Below are 18498 nucleotides of genomic sequence, written 5' to 3'. Positions count from 1 at the left end.
TATGATAAGATCACCTATTTCTTAAATCAGAGAAAAAAGCAGGCATATCAAAACAACGAAAACCATAATGGTCCAACCAACGCAGATCAGCATCAAAAAAAGCCCGTAAATCAGGCATCCCATATTTCAACATAGCAATACGATCAATGCCCATTCCCCATGCAAATCCCTGATACTCATCAGGATCTAAACCAACATTTTTCAAAACATGAGGATGCACCATTCCACATCCTAAAATTTCCAGCCAATCCTTTCCTTCCCCAAACTTAACTTCTAAACCAGAGCGATCACATTGAATATCCACTTCCATAGAGGGTTCAGTAAAAGGAAAGAAAGAAGGCCGAAAACGCATCTTTACAGAGGGTACTTCAAAAAAGGCTTTACAAAAAGTCTCATGAAGCCACATCATATGTGCAATGGTGGAAGTTTTATCAATAACAAGACCTTCTACCTGATGAAACATAGGCGAATGTGTTGAATCCGAATCCATCCGATATGTTTTTCCAGGAATAATGATACGTATCGGAGCTTTCTGCTTTTCCATCGTACGGATTTGCACAGGAGATGTATGGGTACGTAATAACTTTCGTTCTCCTGTTTTATCAACATCGAAAAAGAAAGTATCATGCATTTCACGCGCAGGATGCCCTTCAGGAAAGTTCAATGCCGTAAAATTATAATAATCCGTTTCGATATCTGGACCCTCTGCAAGAGTGAAACCCATTTTTGTATAAATGGCTATAATTTCCTCAATGACCTGTGAGATAGGATGAATACGTCCCCGTTCCACAGGCGAAGAACGAATAGGTAAAGTGATATCAACTTTTTCACGAGAAAGACGTGCATCCATTGCTTGGCGCTTTAGCAGGTCACGCTTTTGTGCCCATAATTCTAAAATGCGATTTTTTAATCCATTAAGAACAGGCCCAATTTTTTGCCGCTCTTCAGCGTCCATATTCCCTAATGCTTTTAATTTTTCAGAAATACTACCTTTTTTGCCCAATGCCGCAATACGCACTGTTTCAAGTGCCTGTTCATCACTCGCTGCTTCTAAAGCCGAGCAAATTTCTTGTTCCAGACGCTCAATATCACTCATCTTTGTGCCTATTTTTTTAATACAAAAATCCCGCACTCGTCATAACCAGCACGGGACCTCGAATCAATGAATATTTTAAGAGAACACGACTGGCTTATTTGACAGCACCTTCAAAAGCATTAGGCGTTGTATCCTTCAAATACTCTAAAGCTTTCTTTGCAGAGGAAACCAAAGCAGAAAACGCTTCAGCCTCATGAATTGCTATATCTGAAAGAACTTTACGATCAACCTCAATACCTGCTTTTGACAAGCCATCAATAAAGCGCCCATAGGTTAAACCTTCTGCACGAACAGCAGCATTAATTCTCTGAATCCACAAAGCACGGAAAGTACGTTTCCTATTCTTGCGATCACGATAAGCATACTGCTTTGAACGATCAACCGCTATCTTAGCAGTACGAATGGTATTCTTACGCCGACCGTAAAAACCTTCTGCCTGTTTGAGAACTTTTTTATGTTTAGCGTGCGCTGTCACACCTCTTTTGACACGTGCCATATAATAATCTCCTTAAAATCAAAAGCGTAAGGTTTAAGAACCATTCGGCAAATAATGCTGAATAACTTTCTTAGCATCTTGTTCACTCAAAACCATTGTTCCACGCGCATCACGAATAAATTTATTCGAACGTTTAATCATGCCGTGTCGCTTACCTGCAGCTGCTACTTTAACTTTGCCTAACGCAGTGATTTTAAAACGCTTCTTAGCGGATGATTTGGTCTTCATCTTGGGCATTTTGCTACTCCATACATTAATATTTTCAAATGGACCTTCGATTCAGTATAAAAACCTCTTCACTCAGGCGGACCAATGCCTGAATAAGCATTTAAACAGCCACGGCATGCCCTGCCGGACGGTTCAACAGCGCTTTCATAAGCTAGTATACACAAAATAGCAAGACCATATCAAAAAAATATCGGAGCACCGTTACCTTGAACTTCAACCAACGGTGCTGGAATAGCATTTGTTTTCATTGCTGCTTTACATAAATCAGCAATGATACATTGTGTACATTGTGCTTTACGCGCTTGACAAATATAACGCCCATGTAAAATAAGCCAATGATGCGCATGATGAAGATAACGGACAGGTATAATCTTTAGCAACTTTTCTTCAACAATATCTGGTGTTTTGCCAGGTGCTAAACCAAGACGGTTACCAAGACGAAAAATATGTGTGTCTACCGCCAATGTAGGCTGTCCAAAAGCAACATTCAAAATAACATTAGCTGTTTTACGTCCTACACCAGGAAGTGCCATAAGAGCTTCACGATTATTAGGAACTTGACCATCATAGTGATCAATCAAACAGTTACAAAGTGCATAAACATTACGCGCTTTTGCACGCCAAAGACCAATCGTACGAATATGATGTGCTATCTCTTCTTCCCCCAATGCAACCATCTTTTCCGGATTATCAGCAAAGCGAAATAATTCTTTTGTCGCTTTATTAACGCTTGTATCTGTCGCTTGCGCCGAAAGAACAACAGCAATCAAAAGAGTGAAAACATTTGTATAAATAAGATCACTCTTAGGTGTTGGGCGTTGAACAGAAAAACGGCGAAATATTTCCGCAATTTCCTTTTTGCTATACAATGTTTCTGAAGATTGTTGCGCCTTTGACAATTTTATTGTTTTTTGAGCCATTGAACTCTCTTGTATTTTCTCTCTTGAAGTTATCATTCACGCTTGCCATATGAGAGAAGTACAACAGACGCTTTTTTAAGTTTGATCAAGTCAAGTCGCTTTGAAGAGGATATGTACAATGACACATGCGACGCCTTTCTCCAATCCTTTTCTTTTAGGATTTGAAACAGTAGAAAAAACATTGCGACGTATTGGTAAAGCTGATGAAGCTTATCCAGCTTATAATATTGAACGTTTACATAAGAGTGATGATGCAAACCATATACGCATAACTTTGGCTGTTGCTGGATTTAAAGTTGATAACCTCAGTATTTTACTAGATGATAATCAATTGATCATTTATGGTAAGCAAACAGACAATCAAAACCACCAATATTTATATCGCGGTATAGCTGCACGTCAGTTTCAACGTATTTTTGTTCTTGCTGAGGGAATGCATGTTACAAATGCTGAGTTGAAAAATGGTCTTTTATCTATTAATCTATACCAACCAAAATCAAAAAAACAAACAAAGCATATTCCTATCAATGTAAGTAGTGATGAGTTATAAAAGTTAAAGCGTAAAGGAACAGTAAAATGGGAGAGCATAAACAAAACTTATCGTTGCAAGATGTATCCTCCTCTGATGTGGGGCAAATTGCTTATTTAAAAAAAGTTTGTACAGATGACTTGGCTAAAAATTTTCCAGATCTTCCGCCAATGACCCCAGGCATTACAATATGGGCCCTCTTTGCTGAGACAGGTTATCCTATTATTTTATCCGATGAGCGCTCTATCGCTCTTGCTGGAGCTAATGAACATGAACTACAAATCGTAACTCTACATTAAATTGCTTTTTAAAAATGACAAAAACCTTTTTGTAAAAGCATAATCTAGCATTTTCCTCTCTAGGTAAAAGAAGGAGGAGTAATTTCGTTTTTAGATTTTTATAACTGTTTCCCATTAAAAAAATACGGTTGCCTTTGGCTTTACTCTTATTGCCATGAATCTGTTAGGGAACAATATTTGTTTCTTTATCTTGCTTTTATCTTAAATTTGGTATCTCTTAACTTTAACATTCTTTTTCATCAAAGCTGTTATAAAACATTCTTTACGTGATACGAATCTATACCAAAATTCTATCTCTCATGACCTTAATGAGGCAATCAAAAATCAGACTTACGCATTCAAACTGTATGAGATGCTCTATTTAAATTTATCTCATAACCAATCCAATTTCTATATTAGAAATCTTGATAAGTCTCTTTAACGCCATCCACATGTCTGTAATTGTTGTTCATAAAGTCTCGATAGATCTGCCATACGTTGCGCTTTTTGTGCCAGTGCATTGTTTATATATCCTTTACTACGTGCATAACCACCATGCCCCATATGATAGTTTAAATACAGTCTATAAGCATCATTAAATTTTACACCATTGCGTTGCACAGTTTGGCGATGGTACCAACCAATAAAATCTGCGGCATCTGCAAAATTGGTTCGCCGCGCAAAAGTCTTTCCTGTAGAGCGGAGATACATTGCCCATGTGCTGTCAAGTGCTTGGGAATAACCATAGGCTGTCGACCGACGTTTCCATGGAATAAAACCAAGCAATTTTTTTCGTGGAGGACGTGCATTGTAACGAAAATCTGATTCCGACTTAATGGTTGCAAGAATAATAGACATAGGAATTCCATAGTGCATTTCTGCTCTTTTAGAAGCCTTTCCCCAATTATCAAAAAAACCATTTTTTTGGGCCAAAATAACGCAAGCATTGTTCGTATAGATACGAGAGCTTGTTGCACAGCCCCCCAACAGAAACACCACTGCCCCTAAAAACAAAAGGTGCCGCATATCTTTTCTTCCTCTCATTAGAGAATAAAGTAAAGTACAGATAATAAAAAACTATTACCAATCCATAAAGGATATACACAAAACTTATGACGACTAAAAGACTTACTTTATTCTTCCTCAACCAAATGCATTTTTTGTGATTGAAGTGGTGTTGTCATTTTTTCTGGATGAGAATTTTTCTCTTTTAATTCGAAAGTTTCAATACGATTAGCTCTTTTCATAATTTTAGAAGATGATATTAAAATCCCTTCTATATCTTCCCCAGCTTTATAAAAATGCTTTTGTAATGCACGAACACGTGTATCCATTCGCCCAAAATCTTCCATCAATTTTGCTACTTCCGACTGAATCAAATGCGCTTGTTCACGCATCCGTGCATCTTTCATAATCGTTTGTACAACCTGAACAGATAACATTAACAAAGATGGCGAAACAATAATGACATGTGCCCGATTGGCTTTTTGGACTAAAGGTTCAAAATCTTCATAAATTGTTGCAAAAATCGATTCTGATGGTACAAAAAGAAAAGCAGTGTCATGCGTTTCTCCAGCAATCAAATATTTTTGTGCGATGTCACGAATATGTACTTCCATATCAGTACGAAACTGACGTTCTGCTTCCTGACGCTCTTGTGCTGCTGTTGCTTTACGCATAGCATTCCAAGCTTCTAAAGGAAATTTAGCATCAATGACAAGAGAAGGCGCTTTATTCGGCATATGAATGAGACAATCTGGACGCTTACCATTTGAAAGAACTGCCTGAAAAACATAAGAATTTGCTGGTAAAGCATCAGCAATAATTGCCTCCATGCGCCCTTGACCAAAAGTCCCACGTGTTTGCTTATTGTTTAAAATGGCCTGCAACTGAACAACCTGCCCTGTGAGCGATTGAATATTATTTTGTGCCGCATCAATCACCGCTAGACGTTCTTGTAAACGATTTAAATTTTCATATGTAGACTTTGTCTGTACTTGAAGCGTTTTGCCTAAACTTGTTGTCATACCATTGAGTTGCTCACTGAGTGACTTATTCAATTCAGCCTGCCTTTGACCAAAAATTTCTGCCATCGTTTGCATCCGCCCTTGCATTTCAGCTTGTGTTTTTAGCAATGTAGCCATTTGCATTTGTACTTCACGGGCGCGTTCACCAGTTTCCTTTTCTAAAAGGACTTTTTTTCTATGAGAATATATCAACATAAAAAATGCGAAAAAAATGAATAGAAGGAAAAGGAGAACTATCGGTTGCACAAAAGTCCCATCCATGAACATAAAAGAAAAAAACGAATCAAACATGAAAAGTAATATAACGCTCTTATCGTAAAAAAGTATAAGAATCCGTTATTCAATATTGACCGATATTAAACTATTGATTAATCTGTACATATGTCAATGAGACCCTTAGTTATTTTACCTGATCCAATTTTACGGGAAATATCCAAACCTATCGAGCATATTGATTCAGCGCTCCAAAAGCTCATTGATGATATGCTGGAGACTATGTACCATGCCAAAGGCATTGGTCTTGCCGCTATTCAAATTGGTGTACCAATACGTATGTTGGTTATAGATGTCTCTCAAAATGACACAAAAAAAGATCCATTTGTTATTATCAATCCAGAGATTTTGTCGCTTTCAGATGAACACAGTATTTATAAAGAAGGTTGTCTGTCTATTCCTGAATATTATGCGGAAGTTGAACGCCCTAAAAGCCTTCGTGTCCGCTATCAAGATCGCGAAGGAAAACAGATAGAAATTGAAGCAGATGATCTTCTAGCTACTTGCTTACAACATGAAATCGATCATTTAAATGGTCGCCTTTTTATTGATTACATTTCAAAAGTCAAACGTGATATGGTGATACGGAAATTTAAAAAACGTGCAAAAGAAAAAAAAGTACAGGAAGCAATTTTGTAATGGCATTACGATTAAGTTTTATGGGAACGCCTGATTTTTCTGTTCCCATTTTACATGCTTTATTGGAAGCAGGGCATGATATCGTTGCTGTTTATAGCCAACCTCCTCGTCCTGCAGGGCGTCGTGGACTTAAATTGGTTCCTTCACCTGTTCAAAATGCAGCGCAAGAAAAATCTCTTCCTATATTCACACCCCAAACACTTAAAACAGCCGAACAGCAAGAGCAATTTGCAGCACTTTCTATTGATGCCGCTGTTGTTGTTGCCTATGGGCTTCTCTTACCAAAAACTATTCTTGAAACACCACGCTTTGGTTGCTTTAATGCCCATGCTTCACTCTTGCCACGTTGGCGTGGTGCTGCACCTATTCAACGTGCAATTATGGCAGGTGATAAAGAAACTGGAATGACGATTATGAAAATGGATGAAGGACTTGATACAGGACCTATTGCTTTTTCTCGCTCCATTCCTATCACAAATAACACCTCTACTGCTGCGCTTTCAAACAAACTTTCACATATCGGTGCGGAACTTATAATAGAAGCTCTATCAGCTCTTGAAAAAGGACAACTAAAATTTATCCCACAATCAGAACAAGGCGTAACCTATGCAGCCAAAATTACAAAAGAAGAAACCCGTATTGATTGGACAATGCCTGCAGAACTGATTCACAGGCATATCTGTGCGCTTTCTCCCTCTCCTGGTTGTTGGTGTAACATGAAGATTGCGGATAAAGAAGAACGCGTCAAAATTCTTGGAAGTTGTTTAAAAGCGGGTCCTTCTCTTGAAATTGGTCACATAGAACCAGATTCTTTAATTATTCATTGTGGACAAGGGCGTCTTGAAATAACGCATCTGCAAAGATCTGGCGGTAAAGCTCTTGAGTGCGCAACATTTTTGCGAGGCGCCCGTATTTCTGCTGTTTTTTGATATGCCGCGGTTTAAACTTACCCTCGAATATGATGGCTCAAATTATGCTGGCTGGCAACGCCAAACAAAGCTTCATACCATACAAGGAGCGCTTGAACAGGCAATTTTTCATTTTACTGGACAACAATTGACCATCACGACAGCTGGCCGAACAGATGCAGGTGTACATGCTACTGGACAAGTAGCGCATGTCGATTTTATAAAAAACTGGCACACGCATACGGTATGCGATGCGCTTAATGCTTATTTACGCAAACAGAAGGAAGATATTTCTATCTTAAATGTGGAAAACGTTTCAGATGACTTTGATGCGCGATTTTCTGCTATAAGACGTCATTATCTCTTTAAAATTCTCAATCGTCGCTCTCCACCAGCCCTAAATGCTAAACGTGTATGGTGGATACCAAAACTCCTCAATGCCGAAGCTATGCATGAAGCAGCGCAAAAACTTGTAGGAAAACATGATTTTACCACTTTTCGCTCAGTCCATTGCCAAGCCAAAAGCCCTATTCGTACTCTTGAACGCCTTGATGTGAAAAGGGAAGGAGAAGAAATTTTTCTCTATGCGCAAGCACGCTCTTTTCTTCACCGTCAAATTCGTTCATTTGCGGGGAGCCTCATGGAAGTTGGCATCGGGCGCTGGACAGCGCAAGATCTTGAAGCCGCTCTTCATGCTAAAGATCGTACACGTTGCGGTGTTGTTGCACCATCTTCAGGACTTTATTTAACCAAAGTGGAATATTAACGCATTCACACAAATACATTCTTCAAAAACACTAAGGAAGCCCATAAAAAGAACGAATTTCTTCAAAAGCTTCTGCTGCTGTATTAACAAATTTTATCAAATCAATATCTGAGGGAGAAATTGTACCTTGTGCAGACAGATGCTCAAAATTGATGGCATTGTTCCAAAACTCTTTGCCAAATAGTAAGATCGGAATCTGTTTTATACGCTCCGTTTGCATTAACGTTAATGCTTCAAATAATTCATCAAGAGTTCCAAACCCTCCAGGAAAAACAGCTAATGCCTTCGCGCGCATAAGAAAATGCATTTTGCGCATTCCTAAATAATGAAAATTAAAGCATAAATGTGGTGTTACATAAGAATTAGGCTCTTGCTCATGGGGTAAAATAATATTCAAACCAATCGTGGGCGCTCCAACATCACAAGCACCACGATTTCCTGCTTCCATTATCCCCGGCCCTCCCCCTGTGACAACAACAAATTCACGATATTCAGTCGTAGCAGAATAGCATGAACATAAACGTGCAAATTCTCTTGCCATATCATAATAAGGTGACATAGCCTGCAAATTTTTCTTTTGTATTTCATTTTTTGCTGCCCACGCTACTTGCCCAGATTCAGGAATACGTGCACCACCAAATAAAACAACTGTTGATTGGATATCATATTCTTTAAGTATTATTTCTGGCTTTAAAAATTCAAGACCTATACGTTGTGAGCGTAGCTCTGGACGCATCATAAACTCTTGATCCATATAAGCCAAACGATAAGCGGACGAATGTATCTGGGCTGAATCAGAAACTTTATATCCCTGTTTTAAAGTATCTTTTACCTGAAAAAATGGTGTCCAATTCTTTTGTTCTTCTTCTTTTTTTACTTTATAGCCTTTTTTCATACAGTATCCTACTTTCTCATCGTTTTATTGACTGGAGATATTTCTTCGCGTAGGTCATAAAGAATAAATCTTGAAGCTTTCAACTTATTTAACGGAATTCTTGTTATGACCAATCTTTCACAATTCGAAATCATTATTGAAAAAGCATTTGATGACCGCGATTCTATCAATACTAGCACAAAAGGTGAAATTCGTGACAGTGTTGAACATATATTAAATCTTCTTGATAAAGGTGAAATCCGTGTAGCGGAACGTAAAAAAAATGGACAATGGTATGTTCATCAGTGGTTGAAAAAAGCTGTTCTACTCTCTTTTCGACTCAACCCTATGCAAATGATTACTGGTGGAATTAATGGAACATATTGGTGGGATAAAGTTCCTCCAAAATTTTCTGGTTGGCAAGAAACTGATTTTAAAAAAACAAATTTTCGTTCCGTTCCTGGAGCAATTGTGCGTCATTCTGCCTATATTGCACCCAACGTTATCTTAATGCCATCCTTTGTAAATCTTGGTGCCTTTATCGATGAGGGAACAATGGTGGATACATGGACAACTGTTGGCTCCTGTGCACAAATTGGTAAACATGTTCATCTTTCTGGTGGCGTTGGCATTGGAGGTGTTTTAGAACCATTACAAGCAAACCCAACAATTATTGAAGATCATTGCTTTATCGGAGCGCGATCTGAAATCGTTGAAGGCTGTATTATTCGTGAAGGTGCTGTCTTAGGGATGGGGGTTTTTATTGGAAAATCGACAAAGATCATTGATCGTACAACAGGAGAGATTTTTATAGGAGAAGTTCCCGCCTATAGTGTTGTTGTACCGGGTTCACTTCCTGGAAAACCACTCCCAAACGGTTTAGTAGGACCAAGCCTTTACTGTGCTGTTATAGTAAAACGTGTTGATCAAAAAACACGAGAAAAAACATCCATTAATGATCTTTTGCGTGACTAGAACACACTTTTTAAAAACGCTAACGCATAAACAAAAAATGCAAAAAATTCTGATAAAGGAATAAGTCTCCTTTCTTCATTACTTACTCATTTTAAGTGCTTGAATAAAAGCTGATTGTGGAATTTCTACTTTTCCGAATTGACGCATTCGTTTTTTACCTTCTTTTTGTTTTTCTAAAAGTTTGCGTTTTCGCGTCACATCACCCCCATAACATTTAGCCGTTACATCTTTACGTAAAGCGCGAATTGTTTCACGTGCAATGATTTTACCGCCAATTGCAGCTTGAATTGGAATCTGAAACATATGTTGAGGAATAAGATCCTTCAGTTTTTCGCATAATGAACGCCCACGCTTTTCGGCAATAGTGCGGTGTACAAGCATCGATAATGCATCGATAGGCTCGCCATTTACTAAAATAGACATTTTCACTAAATCTCCCTCCGAATAATCTTTCATCTGATAATCAAAGGAAGCATAACCTTTTGAAATTGATTTTAAACGGTCATAAAAATCAAAAACAACTTCATTTAATGGTAAATCATATGTCACCATAGCACGTGTCCCAACATAGGACAAATCAACCTGTATCCCTCGCCGCTCTTGGCAAAGCTCTAAAATTGAACCAAGATAGTTATCAGGCGTCATTATTGTTGCCCGAATCCACGGTTCTTCAATGGAAGAAATTTTAATAACATCAGGCATATCTGCTGGATTATGGAGTTCCTTGACAGAACCATCATTCATATTCATACGATAAACAACGGAAGGTGCTGTTGCAATTAAATCTAAATTAAATTCGCGCTCCAATCGTTCTTGAATAATTTCAAGATGAAGAAGCCCTAAAAAACCACAACGAAAGCCAAATCCTAAAGCTGCTGATGTTTCCATTTCAAAAGAAAAGCTTGCATCATTTAAGCGCAATTTTCCCATGGCTGCACGTAAATCATCAAAATCAGCCGCATCAATGGGAAAAAGTCCACAAAAGACAACTGGTTGCGCAGGTTTAAAACCAGGCAAAGCATTTTCACAAGGACGACGTTCTTCGGTAATCGTATCCCCAACCCGCGTATCTGCAACCTCTTTGATAGAAGCAGTAATAAAACCAATCTCTCCTGGTCCTAATTCATCAACCGGCACCATTTTAGGCGTAAACACACCAACGCGTTCAACAGGATATTTAACGCCTGTTCCCATCATGCGAATGATTTGACCTTTTTTTAAGGTACCATCTACCACCCGTACTAACACAATAACCCCAAGATAACTATCATACCAACTATCAACCAACATTGCCTTTAAAGGTTTCTTCACATCGCCGGTATGCGGAGAAGGTAATTGTGTAACGATCGCTTCTAACACATCTGGAACACCCAAACCTGTTTTTGCCGATATTTCTATAGCCTCAGATGCATCAATGCCTATCACATCTTCAATTTGTTCCTTAATGCGCTCAGGCTCTGCAGCTGGAAGATCTACCTTATTGAGAACAACAACCAACTCATGAGAATTATCAATAGCCTGGTAAACATTTGCTAACGTTTGCGCTTCTACACCTTGGCTAGCATCCACCACCAACAGCGATCCTTCACAAGCTGCTAATGACCGTGAAACTTCATAAGCAAAATCCACATGACCTGGTGTATCAATAAGATTTAAAATATAAATTTTACCATCCCTTGCTTTATAGTGTAAACGCACCGTTTGTGCTTTAATAGTAATTCCACGTTCGCGCTCAATATCCATCGAATCGAGCACTTGTTCTTTCATTTCACGTGTCTCAAGCCCTCCTGTCATTTGAATCAAACGATCAGCTAAAGTTGACTTTCCATGGTCAATATGTGCCACAATGGAAAAATTACGGATATGATTACGATCTACTGTCATATAAGGCGATTTAGCAAAGAATAATATAAAACGCAAAGACCAATTACGTCTTATTGAACACATTTAAAAGAATATAAACGAAAAAAGCTTCTAAAAATATAACGCTTTATAGCCTAAAAAATAAGACTTTTATGAGCAAAATAAAAAACGAATAATGAAACAGGACGCTCGAAATAAAAACGCCATAGAATAAGTCATAACAGGAGAGAGATAGAATTAATCCGTCTTTTTAACCATTTTTTCTTTTTTACGCCATTGTGAAGGTTGTAATTCAGCTACAATGATTCCAATTAAAATGAGTATCCCCCCTAATAAAGCTGAAGAGGACAAACGTTCACCTGCTAAACGTCCAACAATACCAGCCCATACAGGTTCACCTGCGTAAATGAGTGTTGCACGTGTAGGTGAAATAGATTTTTGCGCCCAATTCATAGCTAATTGAATGATAGCACTCATTAATGCCAAGCCTATTCCAATACTTACCCATATCCATGAAAACTGTGGTATTGTTTCACCCATCAAAGGCATAGACAAAAATGAAAAGAAACCACAAAAAAATAACTGTACAATTGTCACACGCCGGCTATCAACTTTGCTGGCAAAAATTCCAATGAGTATAACTTCTCCAGCAATTGCTACAGCTCCTAATAAAGTTAAAATTTCACCTTTTGAAGCATCAAACTTTTCCAACTTTTGTCCAGAAACAAGCACAAGCCCAATAAAAGCAAGAATAATGCCAATCCAACAAGCAAAACGAGGGGGCTTTTTAAACACAATCCATTGCAATATCGGAACCATCGGCACATAAAGTGCTGTAATAAAAGCCACTTGACTACTCATAACAGTTTGAAGTCCCGCTGCCTGCAAAGCGTACCCCAAAAACATTCCTAAACCAATAGCCCCCCCTGCAAAAACTTCATATACAGTTATACTTTTCAAAGAACGCCAAAAAATAGCTCCACATATAAGTGATGCAACAAAAAAACGAAATCCAACAAAAAAGAGAGGCCCACTATAACGTACCGCTATATGAATCGCTAAAAATGTAATGCCCCACAATATTGTTGCAACAAATAATACAAATTCTTGTTTGCTGCATAAGGGACGTTTGAACTTTTGTATATTCACCATGAAAAGCCTCATTCTTCAATTTTTGTACACCTTATGAAACAATAAGTGTTCCGACTCCTCGTTCAGTAAACAGTTCTAACAAAACAGAATGGGGCGTTTTACCATTTAAAATGACAACACCTTCAACACCATTTTGAAGGGCTTTTATACAAGTCTCTACTTTTGGAATCATTCCCCCCGAAATAGTTCCATTCTTAATGAGATTTTCAGCTTCTGAAGCTGTCAATTCCTTTAAAAGCTTTCCCTGTTTATCTAATACACCAGGAACATCAGTCAAAAACAAAAGACGTTTGGCCTTTAATGCACCAGCAATGGCTCCCGCAAAAATATCAGCATTAATATTATAGGTTTTTCCATCACGGCCTGGAGCGACAGGGGCAAGAACTGGAATCATTTCAGAACATGCCAAAAGATCTAGCAACGTGCGATCAACTTCAACAGGTTCCCCAACAAACCCTAAATCTAAAACACGTTCAATATGCGAATCGGGATCAATCACAGTTTTATAAGCCTTTTTAGCAAAAACCATATTGCCATCTTTACCGCACAGCCCTATTGCCCATTCACCTTCAGCATTGATAAGAGCAACTATTTCCTTGTTTATAGACCCCGCCAAAACCATTTCAACAACTTCAACGATCCGTTCATCGGTCACGCGTAAACCATTTTCAAACCGTGACTCAATTCCCATTTTCATCAAAATTTTAGCGATTTGAGGACCACCACCATGAACAACAACAGGGTTAATACCTGATTGCTTCAACAAAGCAATATCACGCGCAAATGCTTGCCCTAAAGTAGCATCACCCATAGCGTGACCGCCATATTTTACTACAACTGTTTCATTCTCGTATTTTTGCATATAAGGTAAAGCAGACGACAAAAACGCTGCTTGTATTTCAAAAGCATCAGCAATATTGCTTTCAACATCATTCATAAAAAGAGCCTCCTCATCACTTTTTACCATTTCTTAAGTAGAATTTAGGAAAAGTGAAAACATATTTTGTTTTATCTGTTGTCTCCCCTAAAAATCATTAACTTCTCTTTAAATTACGAGTGGAATAAGCATGAGATACCACAAAAACAATTTCCTTCAAAAGAATTGACAGAAAAAAATACCATAGATGTACAACATGCCATTGCTTTATGACCTTATGTATAAAGTTTGAAAGAAAAATTTTGAATCTACACCAAGTGTATATTTAAACTTCCCTTTTATCCTATTATAGAATGTTTAACAATGAATCTAGAGATACCCAACTCTTGATTTTTAAGAAGAATATAAAATTTTTGATTATGATGGTATGAACTGTCAAATTAGCGCATATAAAAAGTAAGGGAGTTATCAAAATATCCACATCCAATAAGCAAAAATTTTTACTACAAAATTCGTCTTCTTTTTAAATTATTGGAATCAAAAACAGTAATTGAGAATTCTTGCTCCCATATATGTTATAGGAAAAGCGGTTTTTCTAAAACTTGTGGCATAATCCACTATTTTAATCCTAACCAATCTTCTTGCAAAGCCCGCAAAATCATTTCAGTGCATTTTTACCTTACGGGGTTCTATATCATCCAAAAACACAAAAAACATTCTAAAAGAAAAACAAATAACCACTCAATTCATCTCATCACAACATGAAAATCGTTGTGTAAAACATCTTAGAGTAAGATCAAACTTTTCTCTTCTCTCCTGAGAGATTATTTGTTCTTTCTCTCAAAAAAACATCAATTTACGGTAGCAAAAATATACAATCTTTCACTTAAAGAGCACGCAAATTTTATTTTTATAGCTTATCATTTCTCGTCGCTTACTGAACAATTTTACAGTTTGCACTTAAACACCAGAAATACTCTCAAAAAATTCTTTCATACGTGCAAAAAAACCATGCGATTGCGGTGAATTATCATGGTTTGAAATTTTTTCAAATTTTTGCAACAAATCACGTTGCTCTTGCGTTAGTTTCTGTGGTGTTTCAATCGTGATATGAATATAAAGATCACCCCTTGCTTGCTGGCGACGTAACATTGGCATTCCTTTACCTTTAAGGCGGAATTGACGTCCATGTTGTGTTCCTTCTGGAATCTTTACACGCGCTTTAACACCTTCAAGATCAGAAATTTCAAATTCTCCTCCTAAAGCTGCTGTAACCATTGAAATAGGAACACGACAATGTAAATCTGCTCCTTCACGTTGAAAAAATTCATGCGGTTTAACAGAAAGAAAAATATAAAGATCACCACTAGGACCACCACGAATACCAGCGTCTCCCTCACCAGAAAGACGAATACGCGTACCATCTTCAATACCAACAGGAATATTCACACTCAATGAGCGCTTTTTTTCTATTCTTCTGGTTCCTTGGCACTTTGGACATGGATCAGTAATGGTTTCACCCCGCCCATGACACACGTGACATGTTCTTTCAATGGAGAAGAAACCTTGTGCAGCACGCACACGACCAGAACCATGACAAGTTCCACAAACTTGTGGTTTAGAGCCCTTTTTTGCACCTGAGCCTTCACACATATCACAAGTAACGGAACTGGGAATATTAATTTGTGCAGTTTTTCCTGAAAAGGCCTCTTCCAAGGTTACTTCCATATTATAACTTAAATCTGCACCACGTTCACGACCATCACTGCGCTTACGCTGCATTCCTCCCATAATTTCGCCAAAAAAATCTTCAAAAATATCAGCAAATCCGCCACTTGCAGCAAACCCTCCAAAGGGATTTCCTCCTTCGCGGCCGCTATTTTCAAAAGCTGCGTGACCAAATCGATCATAGGCGGCACGTTTTTGAGGATCTTTCAGAACTTCATAAGCTTCACCAATTTCTTTAAATTTCCGCTCTGCTTCTTTATCCCCCGCGTTGCGATCTGGATGATACTGCATTGCTAACTTACGAAAAGCAGACTTTAACTTCTTATCATCACACTCACGAGTTACGCCAAGAACTTCATAATAATCAATTTTCATCATGTATTCCTGATAATTTTGTGTCATCCATTTTCATGGATAATTTTCACTTTCAATTTATATTTTTAATAACAAACTTGCAACTTATCTTAAATAATAAAGCCCCGCCTTATATTTCAAAGGCTGGGGTTATTTATTGATCAATACATTGTCCTGTACTACTTCTTTTTATCATTAACTTCTTCAAAATCAGCATCAACAACATCATCGTTATTCTTTGTATCTGTTTCAGTATCGGACGTTGCTGCTTGAGACGCTTCATACATAGCTTGTCCAAGCTTCATACTAACTTCTGCTAATTTTTGCATTTTTGTTGTTACTTCTCCAGTATCAGTACCCTCAAGCGCAGATTTTAAATCAGATATTGCCGTTTCAATCTGCTCTTTCTCTTCAGCTGATACTTTATCACCATATTCTGTAAGCGATTTTTCTGTTGAATGGATAAGAGCTTCCGCTTGATTTTTAGCCTCAACCCCCTCACGACGCTTTTTATCTTCAGCCGCATGCTCTTCTGCATCTTTGACCATTTTTTCAATATCAGCATCACTTAAACCACCTGATGCTTGAATACGAATTTGATGTTCTTTACCGGTTCCTTTATCCTTCGCTGAAACATTGACAATACCATTCGCATCAATATCAAAAGTGACCTCAATTTGCGGTACACCACGTGGTGCTGGTGGAATACCAACCAGATCAAACTGAGCGAGTAATTTGTTATCATGAGCCATTTCGCGTTCGCCTTGGAAAACACGAATAGTCACAGCATTCTGATTATCATCAGCAGTTGAAAAAACTTGCGATTTCTTTGTGGGAATAGTGGTATTACGCTCAATAAGACGTGTAAAAACCCCGCCCAATGTTTCAATTCCCAAAGATAAAGGCGTTACATCTAGCAACAATACATCTTTTACATCACCCTGTAATACGCCCCCTTGAATAGCAGCACCCATCGCCACCACTTCATCAGGGTTAACACCTTTATGTGGATCTTTGCCAAAGAAACTTTTTACAACTTCCTGAATTTTGGGCATACGTGTCATACCGCCCACTAAAACAACTTCATCAATCTCACCAGCTTTTAGTCCTGCATCTTTCAATGCTGCTTTACAAGGTTCGATAGTGCGCTGAACTAAATCATCAACAAGCGCTTCAAATTTTGCCCGAGTCAATTTCATCGTTAAGTGTTTCGGACCAGATTGATCTGCTGTAATAAATGGTAAGTTGATTTCAGTTTGCTGTGAAGAAGAAAGTTCAATCTTTGCTTTTTCTGCAGCTTCTTTTAAGCGTTGCAATGCCAGTTTATCATTTTTCAGATCAATCCCTTGTTCTTTCTTAAATTCATCAGCAAAATAACCAACCAGACGCATATCAAAGTCTTCACCACCCAAAAATGTATCCCCATTGGTTGACTTTACTTCAAAAACGCCATCCCCAATTTCAAGTACAGAAATATCAAATGTACCACCACCAAGGTCATAAACAGCAATCGTTTTTCCATCTTTTTTATCTAAACCATACGCTAACGCTGCTGCTGTCGGTTCATTTATAATGCGCAAAACCTCAAGCCCCGCAATTTTACCCGCATCTTTAGTCGCTTGACGTTGTGCATCATTGAAATAAGCAGGAACAGTAATAACTGCTTGTTCAACCTTTTCACCAAGATAAGATTCAGCAGTTTCTTTCATCTTTTGTAAAATCATTGCCGAAATTTGTGACGGAGAATATTTTTTACCCGTTTCTTCAACCCATGCATCGCCATTGTCACCTTTAACAATTTTATAAGGAACAAGCGCTTTATCTTTTTCAACCATAGGATCATCAAAGCGGCGTCCAATAAGACGTTTAACTGCAAAAACTGTTCCTTCAGGATTCGTAACTGCTTGCCGTTTAGCAGGCTGTCCGACAAGCCGCTCTCCTCCATCAGTAAAGGCAACAATAGAAGGCGTCGTTCGCGCCCCTTCTGAATTTTCAATAACCTTTGCGTTTTTGCCATCCATAACAGCAACACAAGAGTTAGTCGTCCCCAAATCAATACCAATTACTTTTGCCATATTTTATCTCCATTCAGCAAGCTACCTCAACCTTCATCAAGCATCTTCCTAAGACAGCTCCTTAATAAAGCCTGCATTTCACTTCAAATTACATAATTAAAATCGCAAGCTGCAACAGCCTTGCTGGTTCGTATATAAGAACAGGCTCTTATCGCTACAAGAGAACAATGAGAGAAACATTCCTAAAATAAAATTTTTCTTCTAAAAGAGGCATTCTACTTACGTGTAAATACCATAATTTATTAAAAACGTGGACATAGTAACATATCTTATCTCTTATCAAAATATATTCTATAAAAATTAAAACATAAGGACAATAAACTTCTCATAGCTACAAGAAGTCATCTTATGAAAGGATTTCTCAAGCGCTAAAGATTTATATTATAAATATTATAAGCTTTTCTTCACTCTATCGCTTATGAAGATTATATCCCTACACT

The 18498-nt window shown here is 38.0% G+C and carries 18 protein-coding genes; 6 read left to right on the top strand and 12 right to left on the bottom strand.

Annotation, left to right across the window (positions count from 1 at the left end):
• Positions 1-10 precede the first annotated feature (10 nt).
• The 4 genes from pheS to nth form a co-directional block, all read right to left on the bottom strand.
• Entirely contained in the window at positions 11-1096 is a 1086-nt protein-coding gene (pheS, locus tag K3248_RS01815; protein WP_220716663.1) for a phenylalanine--tRNA ligase subunit alpha, read from the bottom strand.
• Between the two features lie 94 nt (positions 1097-1190).
• On the bottom strand, positions 1191-1592 hold the full coding sequence (gene rplT, locus K3248_RS01810; RefSeq protein WP_220716662.1) for a 50S ribosomal protein L20: 402 nt from the start codon (positions 1590-1592) through the stop codon (positions 1191-1193).
• 33 nt (positions 1593-1625) lie between these two features.
• Positions 1626-1829 carry a 50S ribosomal protein L35 gene (rpmI, locus tag K3248_RS01805; protein ID WP_220716661.1) on the bottom strand — a complete coding sequence of 68 codons (204 nt, stop codon included), beginning with the start codon at positions 1827-1829 and terminating at the stop codon, positions 1626-1628.
• A 170-nt stretch (positions 1830-1999) separates the two neighbouring features.
• The gene (nth, locus tag K3248_RS01800; RefSeq protein WP_220716660.1) at positions 2000-2740 is read right to left on the bottom strand and encodes an endonuclease III; all 741 of its coding nucleotides are present in this window, start codon (positions 2738-2740) and stop codon (positions 2000-2002) included.
• Between the two features lie 118 nt (positions 2741-2858).
• Here nth and K3248_RS01795 point away from each other — a divergent pair, with 118 nt between their 5' ends.
• Positions 2859-3290: an Hsp20 family protein gene (locus tag K3248_RS01795; protein ID WP_220716659.1), complete on the top strand. Its 432-nt coding sequence runs from the start codon at positions 2859-2861 to the stop codon at positions 3288-3290.
• A gap of 26 nt (positions 3291-3316) precedes the next feature.
• The gene (locus tag K3248_RS01790) at positions 3317-3568 is read left to right on the top strand and encodes a BQ00720 family protein (RefSeq protein ID WP_220716658.1); all 252 of its coding nucleotides are present in this window, start codon (positions 3317-3319) and stop codon (positions 3566-3568) included.
• Between the two features lie 417 nt (positions 3569-3985).
• Here K3248_RS01790 and K3248_RS01785 read toward each other — a convergent pair whose 3' ends face one another.
• Positions 3986-4573 (bottom strand): transglycosylase SLT domain-containing protein, encoded by a 588-nt coding sequence (locus K3248_RS01785; protein WP_220716657.1) that lies wholly within the window; start codon positions 4571-4573, stop codon positions 3986-3988.
• Between the two features lie 107 nt (positions 4574-4680).
• On the bottom strand, positions 4681-5865 hold the full coding sequence (locus K3248_RS01780) for a DNA recombination protein RmuC (protein WP_220716656.1): 1185 nt from the start codon (positions 5863-5865) through the stop codon (positions 4681-4683).
• A 90-nt stretch (positions 5866-5955) separates the two neighbouring features.
• On the opposite strand from K3248_RS01780, the gene def reads away from it, so the two are divergent.
• Genes def through truA form a run of 3 tightly spaced genes read left to right on the top strand, consistent with a single transcriptional unit; the run spans position 5956 to position 8160 of the window.
• A complete protein-coding gene (gene def / locus K3248_RS01775; protein ID WP_220716655.1) occupies positions 5956-6486 on the top strand; it encodes a peptide deformylase in 531 nt (176 codons plus the stop codon).
• On the top strand, positions 6486-7415 hold the full coding sequence (gene fmt, locus K3248_RS01770) for a methionyl-tRNA formyltransferase (protein ID WP_220716654.1): 930 nt from the start codon (positions 6486-6488) through the stop codon (positions 7413-7415). Before def ends, fmt begins: the two co-directional genes overlap by 1 nt.
• 1 nt (position 7416) lies before the next feature.
• Positions 7417-8160 carry a tRNA pseudouridine(38-40) synthase TruA gene (gene truA, locus K3248_RS01765; RefSeq protein ID WP_220716653.1) on the top strand — a complete coding sequence of 248 codons (744 nt, stop codon included), beginning with the start codon at positions 7417-7419 and terminating at the stop codon, positions 8158-8160.
• Positions 8161-8191: 31 nt separating this feature from the next.
• On the opposite strand, the gene K3248_RS01760 is transcribed toward truA, so the two are convergent.
• Entirely contained in the window at positions 8192-9055 is an 864-nt protein-coding gene (locus tag K3248_RS01760; RefSeq protein WP_220716652.1) for an LOG family protein, read from the bottom strand.
• A gap of 105 nt (positions 9056-9160) precedes the next feature.
• Here K3248_RS01760 and dapD point away from each other — a divergent pair, with 105 nt between their 5' ends.
• The gene (gene dapD / locus K3248_RS01755) at positions 9161-10009 is read left to right on the top strand and encodes a 2,3,4,5-tetrahydropyridine-2,6-dicarboxylate N-succinyltransferase (protein ID WP_220716651.1); all 849 of its coding nucleotides are present in this window, start codon (positions 9161-9163) and stop codon (positions 10007-10009) included.
• A gap of 78 nt (positions 10010-10087) precedes the next feature.
• Here the strand turns inward: dapD and lepA are convergent, their stop codons facing one another.
• From lepA to dnaK, 5 genes are all read right to left on the bottom strand, one after another.
• Complete coding sequence (lepA, locus tag K3248_RS01750) at positions 10088-11893, bottom strand: translation elongation factor 4 (protein WP_220716650.1); 1806 nt, start codon at positions 11891-11893, stop codon at positions 10088-10090.
• Between the two features lie 216 nt (positions 11894-12109).
• Entirely contained in the window at positions 12110-13024 is a 915-nt protein-coding gene (locus tag K3248_RS01745; RefSeq protein WP_220716649.1) for a DMT family transporter, read from the bottom strand.
• 31 nt (positions 13025-13055) lie between these two features.
• A complete protein-coding gene (gene argB / locus K3248_RS01740) occupies positions 13056-13961 on the bottom strand; it encodes an acetylglutamate kinase (protein ID WP_220716648.1) in 906 nt (301 codons plus the stop codon).
• Between the two features lie 900 nt (positions 13962-14861).
• Positions 14862-16004, bottom strand: a complete 1143-nt coding sequence (dnaJ, locus tag K3248_RS01735) for a molecular chaperone DnaJ (protein ID WP_220716647.1) — start codon at positions 16002-16004, stop codon at positions 14862-14864.
• 158 nt (positions 16005-16162) lie between these two features.
• On the bottom strand, positions 16163-18058 hold the full coding sequence (dnaK, locus tag K3248_RS01730) for a molecular chaperone DnaK (protein ID WP_220716646.1): 1896 nt from the start codon (positions 18056-18058) through the stop codon (positions 16163-16165).
• Positions 18059-18498 lie beyond the last annotated feature (440 nt).

This window comes from Bartonella raoultii (genome assembly GCF_019659805.1).
Lineage (GTDB): Bacteria > Pseudomonadota > Alphaproteobacteria > Rhizobiales > Rhizobiaceae > Bartonella > Bartonella raoultii.
This window is presented reverse-complemented; position numbering and strand designations above follow the sequence as displayed.

Excerpts from the sequence above, each read along its gene's own strand:
- K3248_RS01745 (WP_220716649.1), bottom strand. The coding sequence starts at position 13,024 with ATGGTGAATATACAAAAGTTCAAACGTCCCTTATGCAGCAAACAAGAA.
- rpmI (WP_220716661.1), bottom strand. The coding sequence starts at position 1,829 with ATGCCCAAGATGAAGACCAAATCATCCGCTAAGAAGCGTTTTAAAATC.
- K3248_RS01795 (WP_220716659.1), top strand. The coding sequence starts at position 2,859 with ATGACACATGCGACGCCTTTCTCCAATCCTTTTCTTTTAGGATTTGAA.
- pheS (WP_220716663.1), bottom strand. The coding sequence starts at position 1,096 with ATGAGTGATATTGAGCGTCTGGAACAAGAAATTTGCTCGGCTTTAGAA.
- rplT (WP_220716662.1), bottom strand. The coding sequence starts at position 1,592 with ATGGCACGTGTCAAAAGAGGTGTGACAGCGCACGCTAAACATAAAAAA.
- argB (WP_220716648.1), bottom strand. The coding sequence starts at position 13,961 with ATGAATGATGTTGAAAGCAATATTGCTGATGCTTTTGAAATACAAGCA.
- fmt (WP_220716654.1), top strand. The coding sequence starts at position 6,486 with ATGGCATTACGATTAAGTTTTATGGGAACGCCTGATTTTTCTGTTCCC.
- dnaK (WP_220716646.1), bottom strand. The coding sequence starts at position 18,058 with ATGGCAAAAGTAATTGGTATTGATTTGGGGACGACTAACTCTTGTGTT.
- def (WP_220716655.1), top strand. The coding sequence starts at position 5,956 with ATGTCAATGAGACCCTTAGTTATTTTACCTGATCCAATTTTACGGGAA.
- K3248_RS01785 (WP_220716657.1), bottom strand. The coding sequence starts at position 4,573 with ATGCGGCACCTTTTGTTTTTAGGGGCAGTGGTGTTTCTGTTGGGGGGC.
- K3248_RS01760 (WP_220716652.1), bottom strand. The coding sequence starts at position 9,055 with ATGAAAAAAGGCTATAAAGTAAAAAAAGAAGAAGAACAAAAGAATTGG.
- K3248_RS01780 (WP_220716656.1), bottom strand. The coding sequence starts at position 5,865 with ATGTTTGATTCGTTTTTTTCTTTTATGTTCATGGATGGGACTTTTGTG.
- nth (WP_220716660.1), bottom strand. The coding sequence starts at position 2,740 with ATGGCTCAAAAAACAATAAAATTGTCAAAGGCGCAACAATCTTCAGAA.
- K3248_RS01790 (WP_220716658.1), top strand. The coding sequence starts at position 3,317 with ATGGGAGAGCATAAACAAAACTTATCGTTGCAAGATGTATCCTCCTCT.
- dnaJ (WP_220716647.1), bottom strand. The coding sequence starts at position 16,004 with ATGAAAATTGATTATTATGAAGTTCTTGGCGTAACTCGTGAGTGTGAT.
- dapD (WP_220716651.1), top strand. The coding sequence starts at position 9,161 with ATGACCAATCTTTCACAATTCGAAATCATTATTGAAAAAGCATTTGAT.
- lepA (WP_220716650.1), bottom strand. The coding sequence starts at position 11,893 with ATGACAGTAGATCGTAATCATATCCGTAATTTTTCCATTGTGGCACAT.
- truA (WP_220716653.1), top strand. The coding sequence starts at position 7,417 with ATGCCGCGGTTTAAACTTACCCTCGAATATGATGGCTCAAATTATGCT.